Consider the following 18,153-nt stretch of genomic DNA (forward strand, 5'->3'; position numbering starts at 1 on the left):
GCACGGCTCCGCCCGACGCGAGCCGGAGCGGAGCCGTGCCGGACCGGTCGAGGTCAGTTGCCCCAGACCTTGGAGTTGCTCATCTCCGTGGTCATGTAGTTCTCGCGTGCGATGCCCACCGCGCCGCCGATCTCGTTGAGGACCTTGTTGATGTCCCGCACGGCGGCGTCCCACTGGGCCTGGTGCTGCTGGTAGGCGACCCGGTCCTGGCCCTCCCACTCGAGCTTGGTCAGCATGGCCCGCAGCGTGTCCAGCTTCTCGTCGATGGTCCGCGAGATGGCCTGCATCTGCTGGTTGCTGCTCTCGAGGACGGCGTAGTCAACCTTGATGCTCATCGATTCCCCCTCTGCCTGTCTGCGCGGATCACGGGTTGAGCGCAGCGTGGAACTTGTCCAGCATCTGCTGCTGCTCCTCGTCGTTGACCTGGTGCGTCGTGCCGGACTTGTCGAGCAGGTCAGCGATGTTGTCCATCGCGGTGAGCAGCTTGTTCGTGTCCTCGGTCCAGCGGGTCATCAGGCCCTGGAAGCCCGTGGAAGCCTGCCCCTTCCAGGCCATGGCCAGGTCGTCGACCACGTTCCACAGCTTCTTGAGCTCACCGTCGACATCGCTGCGCGTGGACCGCACGTCACTCGCGGCGGTGTGCAGACTCGCTGCACTGACCTCGAACGCCATGCTTCACACCCTTCCGTCATCTTGTGGCGGCGGATCCGCCGCGCCTTCCCCCGCGGCAAGGCGAACCCACCCCACCGACGGCACATCAAGCGAACCGTAGCGGACGAGGTCCAAACCGCGCAGCCCTGCCGACCGATCCGAAGCGGACCGTCCGCAGTGGAGGCACAGGTCGTGGTCAGAGCCGGCCGCGGCGCGTCCTGACCAGCAGCGTCACGCCGAAGACCAGCACCGCGACCAGCAGCGCCGCCGCCAGCCACAGCAACGGCTTGTCGAAGGCGCCCTCGACCACCACCACCAGCAGCGCGGCACAGCCGCTGAGCACCACCACCTCGGCGGCCAGCCGGAGCCGGGGCGAGCGGGTCAGCCCGGCGATCAGGGCCAGCACCAGGAAGCCCGGGATGGTGAGCACGAAGTAGACGAACAACCAGGTGATCAGCGTGTCCACGTGGTCGGCTCCCGTCACTGGTAGAACTTGCTGTCCTTGACCCAGTCGATCTTGATGTCCTTGATCCCCGGGTCGGTGCCGGTGGGCGCCCAACCGGGCCGGGAGTCCGCCGCGAACATCACCCGGCTGTCGGTGTTGAACCCGGCCATCACGGCGTGCAGGAGCGCGCCAATGTCCCCGAAGACCATCACCAGGATGGCGGCGGTCGCCGTCAGGCCGGCGATGCCGATGGCCTGCGCCGACGCGGAGGTGGCCGGGAAGAACTGGAGCGCGATCGAGGCGATCACCGCCACCAGGACCGGCATCATCGCCTGGGCGAAACCGGAGACCGCGTCGTTGTAGGCGTCCCGGGCCGAGGTGAGCGTCTCCTTGTTGGTGTTGAACGCGTCGGCCAGCGAGTCGATCTCCGCGCCGAGCTTGCGGACGAAGAGGTCGAACGCGTCCCGGTCGTCGAAGTCCCACTCCTTCGCGTCCGGCGGGACCGCCGCCATCGCGGCGCCGAACTGATCCGGCCCGAGCAGGCGCGCGGCCTCCTCCCACTTCTTGATCGTCTCGTTGACCTGCTGGTTGTCGAACATCTCCAGGTAGAGGATGGCGCCGATCAGCCCCGCCGAGGCGGCGATCCACATCAGGTTGCCCCGGGCGATCGCCGCCGCCGACCGGACCGGCGCGGTCGTCTCGGCGACCGAGACCGTGCCGGTCACCGAGCCGGAGGCGTTGGCGATGAAGATCTCCGGTGGCATCAGGCGTCCTCCCCCTGGTCGGCCCGGCCGGTCACTTGACCACCCAGGGCTGATCCGACTTCTCCCAGTTCTTCGCGCTCTGTTCGAGCTGCTCCGCGGCCCGCTGCAGGTGCTCGATACCGGCCCGGACATTGTCGAGGTGCCCGTCCACCGAGGCGTTGTGCCGCTCGACCGCACCGTGGCCGAACATGCTCAACGCACCGCCCGGCAGCTTCACGTCCGCCAGCAGCGCCTGCACGTTGCGCAGGTACTGGATCGGACCGTCCGGCGCGTCGAGCATCCGGCCGGCCTTGCGGATCGCGTCGACGTCCACCGTGTTCGCCATCGTCGGCCCCCGCTCAGCGCCGCAGACCGCGGGTCGGGTCCGACAGGTCCACCCCGAACTGGCGGAACCAGTCCTCCGGGGTCAGCGTGCCGTCCTGCGCGCGGCGGACCAGGTCGGAGTCGCCGAGTGTCTCGGCCAGCATCTCCTGCTGCCGCTCCGCGAAGGCCGCGTACGCCGCGTCGACGGCCGCCTGGACCGACTCCGCCAGCGAGAAGCTGTCCAGCCGCATGGCCCGGGCGTTCAGCTCGACGTTCCCGACCTTCATCTCACCGTCGACAGTCACCCGGACCAGACCGTCCGGGCTCTCCCCGGCCACCCGCAGCTCCGCCCGCTGCTGCTGAAGCTCGACCAGCCGGCGCTGCTGCTCCTGGGCCTGCCGCAACAGGCTCTCCACGGCTCCACCGATACCCGACGGGCTGCTCACCACGGGCTCCCCTCCACACTCGCGACGTCGCGCCGACGCTACCCGACCGACGGTCCGCCGTCCGACCCGTCAGGCCGGCTCCGTCCAGGCGGTCTGGATCAACTGCTGGCCGTCGCGGCGGCGGACCAGGGTGCCCCGGCCCGGCGGCTGCGGGCTGGGCCGCAGGTTGCCGAAGACCGCGCCCTCCTCCCGGCTGCCGGACATCAGCAGGCCCGGCGAGTCCAGCTCGCGCAGGCGTTGCAGCACCGGCTCGTAGAGAGCCCGGGCCACGCCGCCCACCCGCCGGGTGACGATCAGGTGCAGGCCGATGTCCCGCGCCTGCGGCAGCAGCTCGTGCAGCGCGCTGAGCGGGTTACTGCCGCCGGAGGCGACCAGGTCGTAGTCGTCCACCAGGATGTACAGCTCCGGTCCCTTCCACCAGCTCCGGTCGCGGAGCTGCGCGGTCGTCACGTCCGGGCCCGGCAGCCGGTTCTGCAGGGCGCTGCGGATCGAGCCGAGCCCCTGACTGAACACCTGGTTGGACGGCGCGTAGTCGAGCAGGTGGTCACCCTCGACCGCGCCCAGCAGGCCACGCCGGTAGTCGGCGATGACCAACCGCGCCTGCGCCGGCGTGTACCGCTCGGCGATCCCCCGGGCGATCAGCCGCAGCAGATTGGTCTTGCCGCACTCGGCGTCGCCGAAGACGGTCAGGTGCGGCTCGCCCGCCAGATCGAGGTGAACCGGGGCCAACGCCGACTCGTTCACCCCGATCGGGATGCCCGGGACGGCCCGGTCGACCACCGTGGCCAGCTCGCCGACCGTGAGCCTGCGGGGCAGCAGCCGGACCTTCGGCGCCGGCCGGCCCGGCCAGTTCGCCGCCACGTGCCCGGCCAACGCGACCGACGCCTCGGTCAGGTCCTCGATGTCGCGCCTGCCGTCGATCCGCGAGACCGCGGTCAGGAAGTGCAGCTTGTCGCGGGTCAGGCCGCGGCCCGGCGCACCGACCGGCACGTTCTGCGCGGCCCGCCGGTCGATCTCCGACTCGGCCGGATCCCCCAGCCGCAGCTCCAGCCTGGTGCCGAGCAGATCCCGCATGCTGATCCGGATCTCCGCCCACCGCACCGCCGTGACCACCACGTGTACGCCGAAGCCCAGCCCCCGGTTGGCCAGGTTGGTGATGGTCTGCTCCAGCTCCTCGTACTCCTGGCGCAGCGTGTTCCAGCCGTCCACGACGAGGAAGACGTCCCCGAACGGGTCGTCCGCGAACTCCCCGGCGGCCCGCCGTCGGCGGTAGCTCACCACCGAGTCGATGCCGTGCTGGGTGAACCGGTTCTCCCGCTCGTCGAGCACGGCCACCACCTCGGCCACCGTCCGGCGGACCGCCTCGACGTCGCGCCGGCCGGCCACGCCCGCGACGTGCGGCAGCGCGTCCAGGCTGCGCAGCGCGCCACCGCCGAAGTCGAGGCAGAAGAACTGCACCTCGCGCGGCGTGTGGGTGAGCGCCAGGGAGGCCAGCAGTGAGCGCAGCATGGTGCTCTTGCCACTGAGCGAGGCGCCGACGATCACCACGTTGCCGCCGGCCCCGGCAAGATCGACCATCATCGGGTCGCGGCGCTGCTCGTACGGCCGGTCCACGACGCCCACCGGCACGGCGAGCCGGCCACGGCCCGGCCACTCCGCGGTGGTCAGGCCGAAGGTCGGGTGCACGCTCAACGGCGGCAGCAGCTCGGCCAACCCGGACGGCTCGGCCAGCGGCGGCAGCCAGACCTGGTGCGCCGGCCGGCCCCGGCCCGCGAGCTGGCCGATCAGCACGTCCAGCGTGGACACGGTCTTGCCGTCGCCGGTCTGCTCGGGCTCCGGCGCGGTCTCCGCGGCGGTCGGCAGCGCCGGCACCGGCACGTGGTCGACGCCGTACGGCACGATCCGGCCCTGCACCTGCGCCCGGGTGGAGCGCTGCACCTGCCCCGGCGCCCGGTACGGGCCGGAGACGTAGGCGGCGCGGAACCTCAGCATGGTGGCCGTGTCGGTCTTGAGATAGCCGTGCCCGGGCGCGCTCGGCAGCTCGTACGCGTCCGGCACGCCCAGCACGATCCGGCTCTCCACCGCCGAGAACGTCCGCAGGCCGATCCGGTACGACAGGTGCGTGTCCAGCCCGCGCAGCTTCCCCTCCTCCAGCCGCTGCGAGGCGAGCAGCAGGTGCACGCCGAGCGACCGGCCGAGCCGGCCGATCATCACGAACAGGTCGATGAAGTCCGGCTTGGCGGCCAGCAGCTCGGAGAACTCGTCGCAGATGATGAGCAGGCTGGGCATCGGCTCCAGCGGCTCGCCGGCCGCCCGCGCCTTCTCGTAGTCGTAGCGGGACACGTAGTTGCCGGCCGCCCGCAGCACCTCCTGCCGCCGGTTCATCTCGCCGGCCAGCGCGTCGCGCATGCGGTCGACCAGCGGCAGCTCGTCCGACAGGTTGGTGATCACGGCGCTGGTGTGCGGCAACGCGTCGAGCGAGGCGAACGTCGCGCCGCCCTTGAAGTCGACCAGGACGAAGTTCAGCTCCGCCGAGGAGTGCGTCACCGCCAACGCGCCGACCACGGTCCGCAGCAGCTCGCTCTTGCCGGAACCGGTCGCGCCGATGACCAGGCCGTGCGGGCCCATGCCCTCGTGCGCGGACTCCTTGAAGTCCAGCTCGACGACGTTGCCGTCCGGCCCCAGGCCGAGCGGGATGCGCAGCCGGTCCCGGTGGTTGCGGGGCCGCCAGGTCTGTCGAACGTCCACCATGGCCGCGTCGCCGACGCCGAGCAGGTCGGGCAGCTCCATGCTGCGGGCCAGCGGCTCGTCGGTGCTGGCGCCCTGCTGCGGGGAGAGCCGGAACGGCGCGAGCTGCCGGGCCAACCCCTCGGCCGCCGGCCGGGTCAGCCGGTCCGGCCGGCCGAGCCGGGGCGCGTTGGCGGCACCGATCAGGCCGAGCCCGGTGCCGTCGCCGACATCCAGGCCGAGCAGCCAGCGGCCGGCGTCCCGGGGCACCGCCCCGGACAGGTCCACCACCGTGGTGCCGAGCAGCCCCGGCCCGGTCAGCGCGCAGGTCGCCGACACCTCGCCGCCGTCGAGCACCACCACCACGTGCGGCGCGGTGGTGAGCGGCTTCGCCTCGGGGGCGAACCGGGGCCGGCCACCCAGCTCGTGGGCGAGGGCCGACTCCGCCTCGGCCAGGCCGGCGAAGACCAGCCGGCGCGCGCCCGCCGCGTCCGTACGCCCCGGGTGCTGGGCGTGCGGCAGCCACTTGACCCAGTCCCAGACCGGCTGCCGGTCCGGCGCGGCCACCACGACCACCAGCAGGTCCTCCGGGGCGTGGAACGTCACCAACTGGCCCAGCACGGCCCGCGTCAGGTCGAGCACCGGCTCCCGGTCGCCGCGCAACGCGATCCGGCCGAACGCCCGCAGCGACAGCGCGGTGGGCAGCTCCGGCACGCTGGAGTGGGCGCGGACGAACCGGCGCAACGCGATCGCGCTCATCGGTTCCAGGTCCTCCACCGGCTTGGTCTCCGGCGGCACGATCTCCACCGCCAGCCGCTGCGGGCCGAGCGCGATGCGCACCTCGCCGAAGTCGTCCTCGGTGGGCCGCCGCTCCCACCGCCGGCGGGAGGCGGCGATCGACCAGAGCGCATCCGGCTCCGGGTGCCGCCAGGTCATCGCGGCGCGCTGCTGCTCGGCCGCCCGCCGGGTGCGCTTGCGCATCTGCGCCAGGTAACGCATGTAGTCGCGGCGCTGGGCGTTCAGCTCGGCCTTGTCGTTGCCGCCGGTGCCGAGCGTGCCGATCGCCATGCCCAACATGGACACCCCGAACAGGCCGCCGGCCACGTACGTCATCATGCCGCCGCCACGGCCGGCGTAGAGGAAGGCCATCGCGCCGACGCCGCAGAGCATCGGCAGGATCATCAGCACCTGCCCCATGCCCTTGGCCTGCGGCTCCGGCAGCTCGGGCGGGGACTCCAGCAGCACCTCACCGCGCGGCATGGCCGGCCCCGGTTGACGCGGTGGCCGGCGGAACACCACCGTACCCACGGCTCTCCCCTCCCCCGCAGGTCCGCCACCGCCGCGAGCGTCGGGTGGGCGACCTGTGCGACCGCCATCGTAGGTAATCTCCCGGAGACGTCGTGGACCCGTGGGGACGACGTCGACGGCCGGGGCGGATCGTAGGCGAGCACGAGGAGGCCACTGTGGCGACGAAGGCGGCGACCGGCGGGCTGAGCCGGATCACCATCGTGGCGCCGCGGACCCGGATGGACCTGGCCCTGCCCTCCGACGTTCCCCTGGCCGACCTGCTGCCGACGCTGCTGCGCTACGCCGGCGAGGAGCTCGCCGACGAGGGCGTGGGGCACGGCGGGTGGAGCCTGTCCCGACTCGGCGGGCAGCCGCTCGACGGCGGGCGTACCGCCGCGCAGCTCGACGTCCGCGACGGCGAGGTGCTCTACTTCAACCCGCGCGCCGCCACCGCGCCCGAGATCGTCTTCGACGACGTGGTGGACGCCGTCGCCACCTCCACCACCCAACGGGCCGGCGCCTGGCAGGTGGGCACCACCCGGGCGTACGCGGTGCTGCTCGCCTCCTCGGCGCTGGCCGCCGGCGCGGTCGCGGCGCTGCTCGCCGGGCCGCCGCAGCTACCCGGCGCGGTGGCCGCCCTGGTGGTCGCGGTGGCCCTGCTGGTCGGTGCCGCGGTGCTGTCCCGGGCGGCCGGCGACAGCCGCACCGGCGCGGTGCTGGCCCTGGTCGGGGTCGGCCATGCGGGCGTCGGCGGCCTGCTGGTGCTCGCCGGGGACCGGCCGCTGCCCGAGCTGGCCAGCCCGCACGTGCTGCTCGCCGGCACCGCCGTGGTGCTCTTCGGCGCGCTCGCCGCGCTCGCCGTCGGGGACCGGACGCCGTGGTTCCTCGGCACGGTGGGCGTGGGCGCGGCGGTCGGCTTCGGCGCGGTGCTCAGCCTGGCCTTCGACATCGACGCCGCCGCCTCGGCGGCGGTGGTGTCGGCCGTGGCGTTCGGCGCGCTGCCGGCGCTGCCGATGCTCGCCTACCGGCTCGCCCGGCTGCCGGTGCCGTCCATTCCGACCGGCCCGGAGGACCTGAAGACCGACACCGAGTCGGTGGACGGGCCGTCCGTGCTGCGCGACAGCGAGCGGGCCGACGGGTTCCTCACCGGTCTGCTGTGGACCGTCGCGCTGCTGGTGCTCGGCGGTGAGCTGGTGCTGGCCGCCGACGGTCGACTCCCGGCGGTCCTGCTCTGCCTGGTGCTCGCGCTGCTGTCGCTGCTGCGGGCCCGCCCGTTCCTCGGCCGCGACCAACGCACCCCGGTGCTGCTCGCCGGCACGGTCGGCCTCGGGCTGGTCGCCGCGGCGGTCTTCGACGCAGGCTCGCTGCCGGTGCGGCTCGGCCTGATCCTCGGCGGGCTGACCGTGGTGGCCGTGATCAGCCTGGTCTACGGGCTCACCGTGGCCGGCAAGCGGATCTCCCCGGTCTGGGGGCGGGTCCTGGACATCGTCGAGATCCTGCTGATCGTCGCGCTGGTGCCGCTGGCCGTCTGGGTCTGCGGCGCGTACGGCTGGATCGTCAACCTTCGACCGTGACGGTGCCCATCGCGGTGCCCACCGGCGCGGTGGCGTAGACGCCGGGACCGTGCTGGCCGTCCAGCGGGCGGGCCGGCACCCCGGCCCGTCGGGCCATCTCCCGGACGGCCTTCACCAGCGCCTCGGCGTGCCCGTCCATGGCCGCCACCCGCAGCAGCGGGGGGAGCCGCCGGCCACCGGGGAGCACCACCGCCGCGACCGTGTGCGAGGGCGCGGAGGTGGCGGTGACCGCGTCCACAAGCGCGCCCAGCGAGCCGTGGGGACGGACCCGCAGCGCCAGGCAGCGTTGCGTCCAGCCGCCCCCGCGCAGGCCGGTCCAGGTCTCGGCCGGGGAGTCCGGCGCCAGGTCCAGCCCGGCCCCGGAGACCACCGCCGCGTGCAGCTCGTCGCGACCCAGCACACGGTGCCCGAGCCCGGCGGCGTGCAACGCCTTGCCGAGCCGGCCCACGCCGGCCGCCACCGTCCGGTGCACGCCGCGCAGGCCACCGCCGCGGCTCACCGTCTCGGCCCGGGCGTCACCCACGGCCAGCCGCAGCGCCACCCACACGGTGCGGTGCGCGGCGGGGGCCGCCCCCGGCGCGGGGTACCAGACCAGGGTGTGCGAGACGACCTGGGTCTGGCTGACCGGGCCGGCGAAGTCGGCGAGCACCGCGAGGGCACGGTCCACGGTCGCCGCCTCGATCGACCCGGCGGGCGCACCGGGCCGACCGGTAAGCGCCACCGCCGCGAACCAGCCCCGGTCGTCCTGACCGATGCCGAGCCGGGTGCCGCGCTCGGTCAGCTCCACCACGGTCAGCTCGGGCGCGAGCGCGGCCAACCGGGGGTCACCGGCCGGCAGCGCGCCCCGGGCCCGGTCCCGACGACGGCGCAGCCGACGGCGGAGCATCAGGTCCTCGTACCACCATCGGCCGCCCCGCCGGGCGAACGCGGCCACCACGGACAGCAGCGCGAGCAGCGCCACGGTGGCGAGCAGCCAGGCCGGGCCGGCGGTGGCGAACCAGACGGCGAGCGCGGCGCACTCGGCCACCACGAGCTGACCGACGACGACCGGGCCCAGGCGGCCCCGGCGTCGCCTGTCCGCCGGCGTGACCGGCCGGTCCGCCGGGGCGGGGGCGGTCGCCGTACGACCGGGTGGCGCCTGGAGCTGCGTCATCGGTGAGCGTCCCTTCTGGACATGTGGGCACCTGCCGGCGGATGCGTTCACCGGGCGGCGGACGGGGTCCGGCGCGCGCCCGACGGCCCCTTATCGTAGGGAAGCCCGCGGCGCTGTTCGGCCCTGATCGTCGCGGGCCCACCCGGCCCGGAGGTTAGTCATGCGGACCCGCCGCGATCAGGTGCAGGCGTACCGCTTCGTCACCCGCCGCATCGTCTCGGCGCTGCTCTCCGGTGACCCGGAGACCAACGACCTGCCGATGCGCCGGCTCGGCATGGCGGTGTTCGGCAGTGTCATCGCCGCGGCGGTGGTCCTCGGCGGCGTGGGCGCGTACGGGCAACTGACCAGCAACTCCGCCCCGCTCGAACCGAACACCGTGGTGATCGAGCGGGAGACCGGCGCCACCTACTGGTTCGGTGACGACCGGGTGCTGCACCCGACGCTCAACTACGCCTCGGCCCGGCTCGTCGTCGACGACGCGTCGGCGACGGTGCGCACCGTGTCACAGGCGTCGATCCGGGACCGGCCGCGCGGCCGGATGGTGGGCATCGTCGGTGCGCCGGACGACCTGCCCGACCGTGGGTCGCTGGTCGGGCTCCCCTGGTCGGTCTGCGACGTGCCGGACCCGAACGACAGGCGCCGCTCGACCACCCGGCTGGTGATCGACCGGCCGTTGTCCGGCGGCACCCCGCTCACCGACCGGGCCGTCCTGGTCCGCACCGGCGACGCCCGCTGGCTGCTGACCGGCGGCGCCCGGCTGCGCGTGGTCGGCGACGAGCAGGCGCTGGTGGCGTTGCGGATGGCCGGCGCGGCCAACCTCACCGTCGGCCCGCAACTGCTCAACGCGGTGCCGGTGGGCCCGGCGCTGCGCAGGCCCACGATCGGCGGGGACGGCGGCCCGAGCGGGCTGACGGTGGCCGACCGGCCGGCCCGGGTCGGTCAGGTCTACCAGGCCGCCGGCCAGTTCTACGTCCTCACCCGGCAGGGCCTGGCGGCGGTCGGCGAGGTCACCGCCCGGCTGCTGCTCGGTGGCGGCGGCGGGATCACCGACATCACCCCGGACGAGGCCGGCCGGCTCTACACCGACCAGCGGCTGGAGGCGGACGGGCTGCCGGCCCGGATGCCCACGCTGCACGAGGTGCGCCCCGGCCGTACCGTGCTCTGCGCCACCTACCGGCCCGGTCCGGCCGGCCAGCCGCCGGCCACCACGCTGGAGGTCTTCGACGCCCCGCCGCCGGAGCTGACCGCGGCGACCGCGCTGCCGGCGCGGCAGGGTGCCCGGGACGCGGTCCGCACCGCCGAAAGCGTGCTGCTGCCCGGCGGCAAGGGCGCGTTGGTGCAGGCCACCGCCGGGGAGAGCGGCAAGCCGGCGGCCGGCGCCACGGTCTACCTGATCACCGCGCAGGGGATCCGCTACCCGCTCGGCACCGCCGCCGGGGACGCGCGGAGCGCCCTCGGCTACGGCGACGTGAGCCCGGTGGCGGTGCCCGCCTCGCTGCTGGCGCTGGTGCCGACCGGGCCGACCCTGGCCCGCGCGGACGCCATGGCGTACTTCGATGCGACGGCGCTGCCGGAGCGCGCCGCGACGCCCGTGCCGGCCCCGCCGGACGGTGCGGCGGCCCAGGTCGGAGGCGGCTGACCGACCGACGTGGAGCGGCGCGTCCGGGGGCCACCCGGGTGGACGCGGTTCGACTAATCTGAGCACGGCCACCGGCTCTCGACGAGGACAACGGGGATTCCGCCATGACCGGGCGCACCACAGTCGACGTTCTCTCCCTGGAGGATTTCCACAAGCGGCTCGAACGGCGTCTGCACGAGGCCGAGTCGGTGTTGCGCACGCTCAACACCGAGATGCAGTGCCGGCCCCCCGCGCTGGGCACGTTCGTCGACGCGACCGACAACTCACGCCGGTACGCCGAGACGCACCAGAGCTACGTCGACCACGTCGACCGGCTGCGCCGGGCGATCCTGGCCGCCCGCGAGGCCACCGCGACGATCATGAAGAACTACCGGACCGCCGAGGCCCGCAACGCCGCTGCCGCGGCCGACATCGCGGCCGCCCTCGCCGGCCTGAACGAGGCGATGACGCAACCGAAGGAGGATCCCCGTGTCTGAATACACCCGGCGTTACGAGCACGTCAGCCACGAGGAGCTCTACCAGGGCGTCAACGCCGGCGACCCGGCGCAGATCGACGCGCTGAGCGCCCGCTGGACCTCCCTCGAGGGCACGCTCGACGACCTGTCCCGTGACCTCACCGCCGACCTGGACGCGCTGGCGAAGACCTGGACCGGGGGCGCGAGTCGCGAGTTCCAGCGCCGGCTCACCATGGTCGCCGGCTACTCCGGCGACCTGGCCGAGGGCATGACCGGCATCCGGCAGGCGCTGGACATGATGGCCGGCGACCTGCGCGCCGCCCAGGCCGAGGCGGAGAGCCCGGAGAAGACCGACGACCACGACAAGCTGCTCTCCGGCGCCGGTAAGGGTTTCCTGCTCGGCGGCGGCCCGGGCGCGGTGATCGGTGGCATCATCGGCCACCAGCAGGACGAGGCCGAGCAGGAGAAGGCGCACCGACGGATGGTGCGGGTGGTGGCGAAGCTGGCCGAGGGTTACGACTTCTCGGCGTACGGCCGGGTCGTCGCGCCGGAGCCGCCCGGGAGCGAGCTGCCCGGCCACCACGCTCCGCAGGATCCGACGCTGCGCGACGGCCCGTCGGTCCGGACTCCGTCGTCCGGCCCGAGCCTGGGCAGCTTCGGCCCGGGGGCGCACGGCACCGCGACCACCTCGGGCGTGCACCACACGGCCCCGACCAGCGGCACGCCGGGCGACGGCACACCCGGCGGCCACCCGGGCGGCCACCCCGGCGCGGGCGCCCCGGGCTCGGTCCCGACCGGCGGCACGGTCGACCCGAGCGGCACGTCGCTGGCCGGCGCCGGCCCGTTGACCACCGTTCCCGGCGGCCCGGCGATCGGCGGCGGCCCGGGTTTCGGCCCCGGCGGCGCCCACCCGACCGTGCCGGCGGGCGGGGGCGGGCTCTTCGGCGGTCCCGGCGTGCTGAGCACCGGCTCGCTCGCCGGCAGCGCCAACGCGGCCGCCACGGGACGGTTCGGCGGCGTGCCCGGCGCGGAGAGCCGCTCGGCGGCCGGCACCGGCCGGCTCACCTCCGGCCGGAGCCTGGCCGTCGACACGGAGGGCAGATCGACCGGTCGCACCGGACGGCCCGCTACGGCCGGCCGCAACGGGGTGCTGGGCGCACGCGGCAACTCCGACGACGACGAGTCCGACGGCCGGCTGACCTGGCTCACCGAGGACGACATGGTCTGGGGGGACGGCAGGGCCGCCCCGCCGCCGGTCATCGACGGCCACTGACCTCGCACGGCTGAACGGCGCGGCACCCGGCGGGTGCCGCGCCGTTCGGCGTCGGGGCGGCGTGCGTCCCCCAAATTGGGCCGGGCCGTCAGCAGAACGCGCCGGCCCGGGCGCCGCCGTCCTGCCGGGTGGTGCGGAAGTCGCAGAGGTCGTAGCCGTTGTCGGTGAGCGTGGCCCGCACGTCGGCGAGCTGCGCCGCGTCCAGCGCGGGCTGGCGGGACAGCACGAAACCGCTGCTGCGGTCGGGGTCGCCGACGACCGCCCAGCGGTACTCCGGGTCCAGCCCGATCACCACGTAGTTGGGGCCACCCAGGTAGATCCACCGGTCGCCGAGCCGGAGGAAGGAGACGGTGAGCGCCGAGTCGGCGGGCGGGTTCTCGCTCCGGGCCCGGCCGGTGACCGTGCTCGTGGTGCCGAGGATCGTCCGGCAGGTGTTGCGGACGCCGACGGTCCCGTCGGGCTGAACGTCGTACCGGGCCTTGACGTTCTTGAAGCACTGGATCTCGAACCACTGCGGGATGGCGGCGACCTGGTACCAGTCGCCCGCGTACCGGTTGACGTCGACGGCGGCCACCGGTCGCAGCGGACCGGTGTCGACCGAGGTGGTCGCGGCGTGGGCCGGGGTGGCGCTCAGGAGGGTGGCGGCGGTCAGCGCGGCGACCAGCGCGGTGGTGGTGCGGCGTACACCCATGGTTTCTCCTCGCGGTGGGGGGTCGTCCGCGCCAGTGTGCCCCGCCCGACCGGCCGAAAACTGTCGACAATCTCATCGTCGTCGATGCATCCGTCGACCTGCTCCGAAGCGAAGAAGAAGGTCCGTCCACACCGATCCGTGGGCCGGCTCACGTAACCGGGAAGATCGTCGAGCTGCGTGGGCCGGCATCAACCGATAGGTTGAGGGGGTGCTGCCCGTAGCGTTCGCCTCGTCCGCCTGGACGGCGATGCTGCGCCGGATCGCCCGCACGGCCGTGACCACTCTGGCGCTGATCGCCGGCCTCCAGGGCATCGCCACGACCTCCGCCGACGCCGCCACGGTGACGCGTCCCGCCGTCGTCACGGTGACCGACACCCGCGTGTCGTCGACCGTCGACGCCGGTCGCGAGGCCACGTCGACCACGTCGGTCGCCGAGCCGGGCACCGCTGCGGCGTGGGCGGTCACCCACTCGGCCACCGGCCCGTCCGTCGCCGACCGGTTCGACGACGCGTCCGTCGCGCCGATCCCGGCCGTCGAGGTTCCGGTCACCGACGACGCGGGCCGGGCGACCATCGCCCGCCGCGGGCCGCCGCGCGCCTGACGGGCCACCTTTCCGGTCGCCCCGGCGCGGCCCACCCACCGCAGGTCGCCCCACCCGCGCACCCCGTCGCGCGCCGACGCGCACTCCGCCCGATGCCCGGGCCCCACCCGTTGATCGTGAACAGTTCCACCGCGAGGTGCTGGTATGCAGACCGTCTTCTCCACCGTCCTGCCGGACGTCCCCGCCGCCGCCGTGATCTGGCTGGCCCTGCTCGCCCTGGCGGCGGTCGTGGTCGCCGCGCTCGTCGTCCGCCCCACCCGGTTCCGTGCGGTGTTCGGCGAACGGATCAGCGACGCCGCCCGGCCGAGCAGCATCGACCGGGCCGAGCAGGACCGTGAGCGGGCCCGCGAACGGGCCCGGTACGCGGACGAGGTGTCGGTGGCCGCGTCCCGCGCGACGGTGACCGCCGAACGGCGTCGGGCCGAGTGGCTGGCCGCCCAGGACGAGGCCGAAGCGGCGTGGCTCGCCTGCCAGGCGGCGGAGGAGGACGTCCGCCGGCTGGCCGCCGCCGCGGCCCTGCCGCTGCCCCGGACCGCCCGCACCCCGGCCGAGTACGCGGACCGGGAGCGCTGGCTGCACCGGGCGGCGCTGGACGCCCAGTGGCGCAAGGAGATCAGCGTGCAGCAGCTCAGCGACATCCTCGGCGGGCGCGGCTGGGACCCGAGCCGGCACCCGGTGGAGCAGGAGCTGCTGCTGCGCCGGCTGGTACGGGACAATCTGCTCGCCCGGCAGCGTGCCGCCTCGGAGCGGGAACAGGCCGCCTGGCGGGCCGCCGAGACGGCCGCCGCGGCGGCGCGGAGCCTGCGCGAGGAGGCGTTCACGGCGCTGCACCCGGTCGTCGAGCCGCAGGCGGCACTCTCCATCGTGGGCTTCGCCGGCCCGGAGAGCACGCGGGAGTTGCCGACCGCGACGCAGGTCGCGGAGACCACCCGGGAGCTGACGCCGGTGGCCCGGGGCCGGGCGGCCGTGCCGGCGTACTGAGCATCCGGGCGGCGGCGGCGGCCCGGCTCCGCTAGCGTGGTGTCGTGTCCCGTGAAGCGTGGGTGCTCGTTGTCGTCGCCGCAGTCGTCGCGGCCGCGACGCTGGTCGGCGCGGTGCTGCTCGCGATCCGGGTGGTTCGCACCCGTCGCATGCTGGGCGCGCTCGGCGCCGGCGGCAAGGTCGCCTTCTACGGCGCGCTGATCTACACGATCCTGCCGGTGGACCTGCTCCCCGACCCGATCTACCTGGACGACATGGGCGTGCTGGCCGGCGCGCTGTTCTATCTGGGCCGGCTGGCGGCCAAGCACCGGGCGGCGCAACGCGCGACACGCGACGCCCCGGCCACCTCGTTGCCCGCCGCCCCGCCGCGCCGCCCCTGACCGGCGCCGCTCCACAAGAGCGGAGGGACGCCGGTCCGGGCCTCGTCCGGTCGGTCCTACTCGCCGTCCATCCGCATGCTCGGCCACCAGCCGTAGACGCCCGAGCCGACCCGCCAGGAGGCGAGCGGCACGTTGAACCCGCCGGTCGGCGTCGAGGTGAACGTGTGCAGGCCGAGCCCGTTGTCCGGGTACTTGTAGAGGACGGCCAGGTCGTCCCGCCGGTCGCCGTTGTAGTCGCCGCCGACCAGCTTGATGCTGGCGAACTGCCCGAAGATCGACGACGACCACGACTCGACCGGGTCGGTGAAGTTGCCGTCGGGCTTGCCGGTCCAGGTCAGCAGGCGCAGCTTGTTGTCCTTGGTCTGGAGGGCGGCCACGTCGGCCCGCCCGTCACCGGTGAAGTCGCCGTCGACGATCTTCAGGGTGGAGAGGGCACCGGGCGCCTTGTCCGCCGCGACGGACCACGAGGTGTAGCCGGCGCCGAACTTCCCGTCCGCCTGCCCCGGCCAGGTGATGGCCGCCATCGAGCCGTTGGCGTACGCGTAGAAGAGGCTGGCGTCGGCCCGCCCGTCGCCCGTCACGTCACCGGCGAAGACGCTGGTGCTGGCCCAGTTACCGAAGTTCGACGCCCGCCACGCCTCGATCGGCGCGTCGAACCCGCCGTCGGGCCGGGCGAGCCAGTTGATCCACGCCTCGTCGCCGCTGGCGTAGCCGTAGAAGGCGGTGAGGTCGGCGCGACCGTCGCCGTTGATGTCGCCCGACGCCATCTTCATGCTGGTCAGGTGCCCGAAGTTGGGCGAGGTCCAGGAGCGGACCGGTGCGCCGTGGGTGCCGTCCGGGCGGGTGACGAACGTGTCCAACGCGAACGCGTTGGCGGTGGTGGTGGACATGACCGCGAGGTCGTCGACGCCGTCACCGTCGAAGTCGTCGTTGAACACCTTGACCCGGTCCGTGGCGTACGCGCCGGCGCCGCCCCGCCAGACACCGAGCGGACTGCCGAACCCGCCGGTCGACGTGGCCGGGAACGTCTGCGGCGCGATGTCGCCGTTGGCGTAGACGTAGAGGAAGTTGATGTCGCCGTACTGGTCGGTGGCCGGCCCCTGCGGCATGGTGGCGGTGAGCCACGGGCCGAGGTCGTCGACCCGGGTGTCCACCGCGTCCCGGCGGGTCTCCGTCTCGGCGAGGCAGCCGCCCTGCCAGGAGGAGTGGTGCAGGCCGACCAGCCGGGGCGTGCCGCCGGTCGTGCGGACGGTCGGGCCGCCCAGGTCACCCCGGCAGATGCCGGCCGTGCCGGTGCCGAGAATGCCGGTCGTGCCGGCGCCGACGCTCTGCACCTCGAACGGCCCGGTGTGCAGTTGGTCCGGCACCCAGGTGCTGGCCGTGCGGCCGAAGCCGGCGGCGGTGAGCTGCTCGCCCACGACCGGCGCGGTGCCGAGCGCCACCGGCGCGACGTCCACCCGGCGGGTCAGCCGCACCAGCGCGACGTCGCGGTCGGGGTGCGGCACGACCCGGAAGGCCGCCGACGTGGCACCCGTCGAGGTGGTCAGGTCGGAGCGCCCCACGGTGACCGTGGTGGGCCGCGCCGGCTTGCCGTCGACGACGGGCTGGCCGTCGAAGCTGAAGCAGCTCTTGGCGGTGAGCACCCACCACGGGTCGACGAGCGCGCCGCTGCACGAGCGGTCGGCCGGACCGATCGAGATCTTGGCGGCGAAGGCGTAGGAGCCGTCGGTCACGGCGGCACCGCCGGTGACGGCCTGTACGGGTGTGGCGGCGGCCCCGGCCAGCAGGACCATGGCTAGCAGGCCGGCGCCGCGAACGGCGACACGGCGGTACGACAGTGACACGACGGTTCCCCCGATTCGAACGGCGCCCACCGCGACGGTGGGCACACGGGGGTCACCTTATGAAGCGTTCGGTACACCCACTGTCCACCTAGGCGTGAAGAAGAGCACACCTGGCAGCCTTGCTCCGGACATCGGGCATGGCGTATGTCTCGTCGTCCGGCGCGCCGCCGGTTCGGCATGTGATGATCGGGCTCGGGGACGAGTGAGGAGACGGCATGGCTGGGCGGCACGGGTTGGATCCGCACGACGGGCGGGTCGCGCGCTTCTTCGCCGACCGGCACCTCGCCACGTTGACCACGTTGCGCGCCGACGGCACGCCGCACGTCGTACCGGTCGGGGTGACCTTCGACCCGGACGCCGGCCTGGCCCGCGTGATCACCTCGGGCGGTTCGGCGAAGGCCCGGCACGTGGCGGGCGCGGGCCCGGCGGGCACGCCGGTCGCGGTGTGCCAGGTCGACGGCCGCTGGTGGTTGACCGTGGAGGGCCGGGCGGTGGTGCGTCGTGACCCGGCGTCGGTGGCCGAGGCCGAGCGCCGGTACGCCGAGCGCTACCGCACCCCGCGCCCGAACCCGGAACGGGTGGTGCTGGAGATCGCGGTGACCCGCCTGCTGGGCAGCCTGCCCGACTGAGCGGCCCGCCCGACTCCCGCCGCCGACGGGTCCCGCACGCACCGGACACACCGGATCCCGGGCACCCGTTTCGCGGTGGCCCGGGATCCGTCGTCCGGATGCTCAGCGTCCGGTGTCGCCCTCGCCGGTGCGCTGCTGCGCCATGTCGACGCCCTTGTCGATCTGCTGGTCGTACTTGCCGCCGGTGCGCTTGTCGGCCATGTCGCCGGCCTTCTCGATGCCCTGGTCGACCTGCTTGTCGTGCTTGTCGGCGAAGTCTCGGGCCTTGTCCATGAAGTCACTCATGTCGCATCTCCCTTCGGTACCTTGA

Annotated in this window: 19 protein-coding genes; 8 read left to right on the forward strand and 11 right to left on the reverse strand. The window is 74.1% G+C overall.

Annotation, left to right across the window (positions count from 1 at the left end):
- Nucleotides 1-53: 53 nt before the first annotated feature.
- The 7 genes from TPA0908_RS28835 to eccCa form a co-directional block, all read right to left on the reverse strand.
- Nucleotides 54-335 carry a WXG100 family type VII secretion target gene (locus tag TPA0908_RS28835; RefSeq protein WP_091062555.1) on the reverse strand — a complete coding sequence of 94 codons (282 nt, stop codon included), beginning with the start codon at nt 333-335 and terminating at the stop codon, nt 54-56.
- 28 nt (nt 336-363) lie between these two features.
- The gene (locus tag TPA0908_RS28840; RefSeq protein WP_107154813.1) at nt 364-672 is read right to left on the reverse strand and encodes a WXG100 family type VII secretion target; all 309 of its coding nucleotides are present in this window, start codon (nt 670-672) and stop codon (nt 364-366) included.
- A 175-nt stretch (nt 673-847) separates the two neighbouring features.
- Nucleotides 848-1,135, reverse strand: coding sequence for a hypothetical protein (locus TPA0908_RS28845; protein ID WP_281943327.1), 288 nt, complete (start codon nt 1,133-1,135; stop codon nt 848-850).
- Nucleotides 1,132-1,860, reverse strand: coding sequence for a hypothetical protein (locus tag TPA0908_RS28850; RefSeq protein WP_281943330.1), 729 nt, complete (start codon nt 1,858-1,860; stop codon nt 1,132-1,134). Before TPA0908_RS28850 ends, TPA0908_RS28845 begins: the two co-directional genes overlap by 4 nt.
- A 31-nt stretch (nt 1,861-1,891) precedes the next feature.
- Entirely contained in the window at nt 1,892-2,185 is a 294-nt protein-coding gene (locus TPA0908_RS28855; RefSeq protein ID WP_281943332.1) for a hypothetical protein, read from the reverse strand.
- A gap of 13 nt (nt 2,186-2,198) precedes the next feature.
- The gene (locus TPA0908_RS28860; RefSeq protein WP_281943334.1) at nt 2,199-2,609 is read right to left on the reverse strand and encodes a YbaB/EbfC family nucleoid-associated protein; all 411 of its coding nucleotides are present in this window, start codon (nt 2,607-2,609) and stop codon (nt 2,199-2,201) included.
- A gap of 69 nt (nt 2,610-2,678) precedes the next feature.
- Nucleotides 2,679-6,644: a type VII secretion protein EccCa gene (gene eccCa / locus TPA0908_RS28865; RefSeq protein ID WP_281943336.1), complete on the reverse strand. Its 3,966-nt coding sequence runs from the start codon at nt 6,642-6,644 to the stop codon at nt 2,679-2,681.
- Nucleotides 6,645-6,799: 155 nt separating this feature from the next.
- On the opposite strand from eccCa, the gene eccD reads away from it, so the two are divergent.
- Nucleotides 6,800-8,197 carry a type VII secretion integral membrane protein EccD gene (eccD, locus tag TPA0908_RS28870; RefSeq protein ID WP_281943338.1) on the forward strand — a complete coding sequence of 466 codons (1,398 nt, stop codon included), beginning with the start codon at nt 6,800-6,802 and terminating at the stop codon, nt 8,195-8,197.
- On the opposite strand, the gene TPA0908_RS28875 is transcribed toward eccD, so the two are convergent.
- Nucleotides 8,181-9,350, reverse strand: coding sequence for a type VII secretion protein EccE (locus TPA0908_RS28875; protein WP_281943340.1), 1,170 nt, complete (start codon nt 9,348-9,350; stop codon nt 8,181-8,183). The genes eccD and TPA0908_RS28875 overlap by 17 nt on opposite strands.
- 160 nt (nt 9,351-9,510) lie before the next feature.
- Here TPA0908_RS28875 and eccB point away from each other — a divergent pair, with 160 nt between their 5' ends.
- The 3 genes from eccB to TPA0908_RS28890 all read left to right on the forward strand — a co-directional run bounded on the left by eccB (nt 9,511) and on the right by TPA0908_RS28890 (nt 12,717).
- Nucleotides 9,511-10,989 (forward strand): type VII secretion protein EccB, encoded by a 1,479-nt coding sequence (eccB, locus tag TPA0908_RS28880; protein WP_281943342.1) that lies wholly within the window; start codon nt 9,511-9,513, stop codon nt 10,987-10,989.
- Nucleotides 10,990-11,093: 104 nt separating this feature from the next.
- Complete coding sequence (locus tag TPA0908_RS28885) at nt 11,094-11,465, forward strand: hypothetical protein (protein WP_281943344.1); 372 nt, start codon at nt 11,094-11,096, stop codon at nt 11,463-11,465.
- Complete coding sequence (locus TPA0908_RS28890; protein WP_281943346.1) at nt 11,458-12,717, forward strand: WXG100 family type VII secretion target; 1,260 nt, start codon at nt 11,458-11,460, stop codon at nt 12,715-12,717. The genes TPA0908_RS28885 and TPA0908_RS28890 overlap by 8 nt, the downstream gene beginning before the upstream one ends.
- A gap of 88 nt (nt 12,718-12,805) precedes the next feature.
- Here the strand turns inward: TPA0908_RS28890 and TPA0908_RS28895 are convergent, their stop codons facing one another.
- A complete protein-coding gene (locus TPA0908_RS28895) occupies nt 12,806-13,408 on the reverse strand; it encodes a lipocalin family protein (protein WP_281943348.1) in 603 nt (200 codons plus the stop codon).
- A 208-nt stretch (nt 13,409-13,616) separates the two neighbouring features.
- Between TPA0908_RS28895 and TPA0908_RS28900 the strand changes: the two genes are divergently transcribed.
- From TPA0908_RS28900 to TPA0908_RS28910, 3 genes are all read left to right on the forward strand, one after another.
- On the forward strand, nt 13,617-14,009 hold the full coding sequence (locus TPA0908_RS28900) for a hypothetical protein (protein ID WP_281943349.1): 393 nt from the start codon (nt 13,617-13,619) through the stop codon (nt 14,007-14,009).
- A 144-nt stretch (nt 14,010-14,153) separates the two neighbouring features.
- Complete coding sequence (locus tag TPA0908_RS28905; protein WP_281943350.1) at nt 14,154-14,990, forward strand: hypothetical protein; 837 nt, start codon at nt 14,154-14,156, stop codon at nt 14,988-14,990.
- Between the two features lie 44 nt (nt 14,991-15,034).
- Nucleotides 15,035-15,370: a YkvA family protein gene (locus TPA0908_RS28910; protein ID WP_281943351.1), complete on the forward strand. Its 336-nt coding sequence runs from the start codon at nt 15,035-15,037 to the stop codon at nt 15,368-15,370.
- A 56-nt stretch (nt 15,371-15,426) separates the two neighbouring features.
- On the opposite strand, the gene TPA0908_RS28915 is transcribed toward TPA0908_RS28910, so the two are convergent.
- Nucleotides 15,427-17,214, reverse strand: coding sequence for a trypsin-like serine protease (locus TPA0908_RS28915; protein ID WP_281943352.1), 1,788 nt, complete (start codon nt 17,212-17,214; stop codon nt 15,427-15,429).
- A gap of 215 nt (nt 17,215-17,429) precedes the next feature.
- Between TPA0908_RS28915 and TPA0908_RS28920 the strand changes: the two genes are divergently transcribed.
- On the forward strand, nt 17,430-17,843 hold the full coding sequence (locus TPA0908_RS28920) for a pyridoxamine 5'-phosphate oxidase family protein (protein ID WP_281943353.1): 414 nt from the start codon (nt 17,430-17,432) through the stop codon (nt 17,841-17,843).
- 102 nt (nt 17,844-17,945) lie between these two features.
- Here TPA0908_RS28920 and TPA0908_RS28925 read toward each other — a convergent pair whose 3' ends face one another.
- A complete protein-coding gene (locus TPA0908_RS28925) occupies nt 17,946-18,128 on the reverse strand; it encodes an antitoxin (RefSeq protein ID WP_107154798.1) in 183 nt (60 codons plus the stop codon).
- Between the last annotated feature and the right edge of the window lie 25 nt (nt 18,129-18,153).

Source organism: Micromonospora sp. AKA38 (assembly GCF_027925725.1).
GTDB lineage: Bacteria > Actinomycetota > Actinomycetes > Mycobacteriales > Micromonosporaceae > Micromonospora.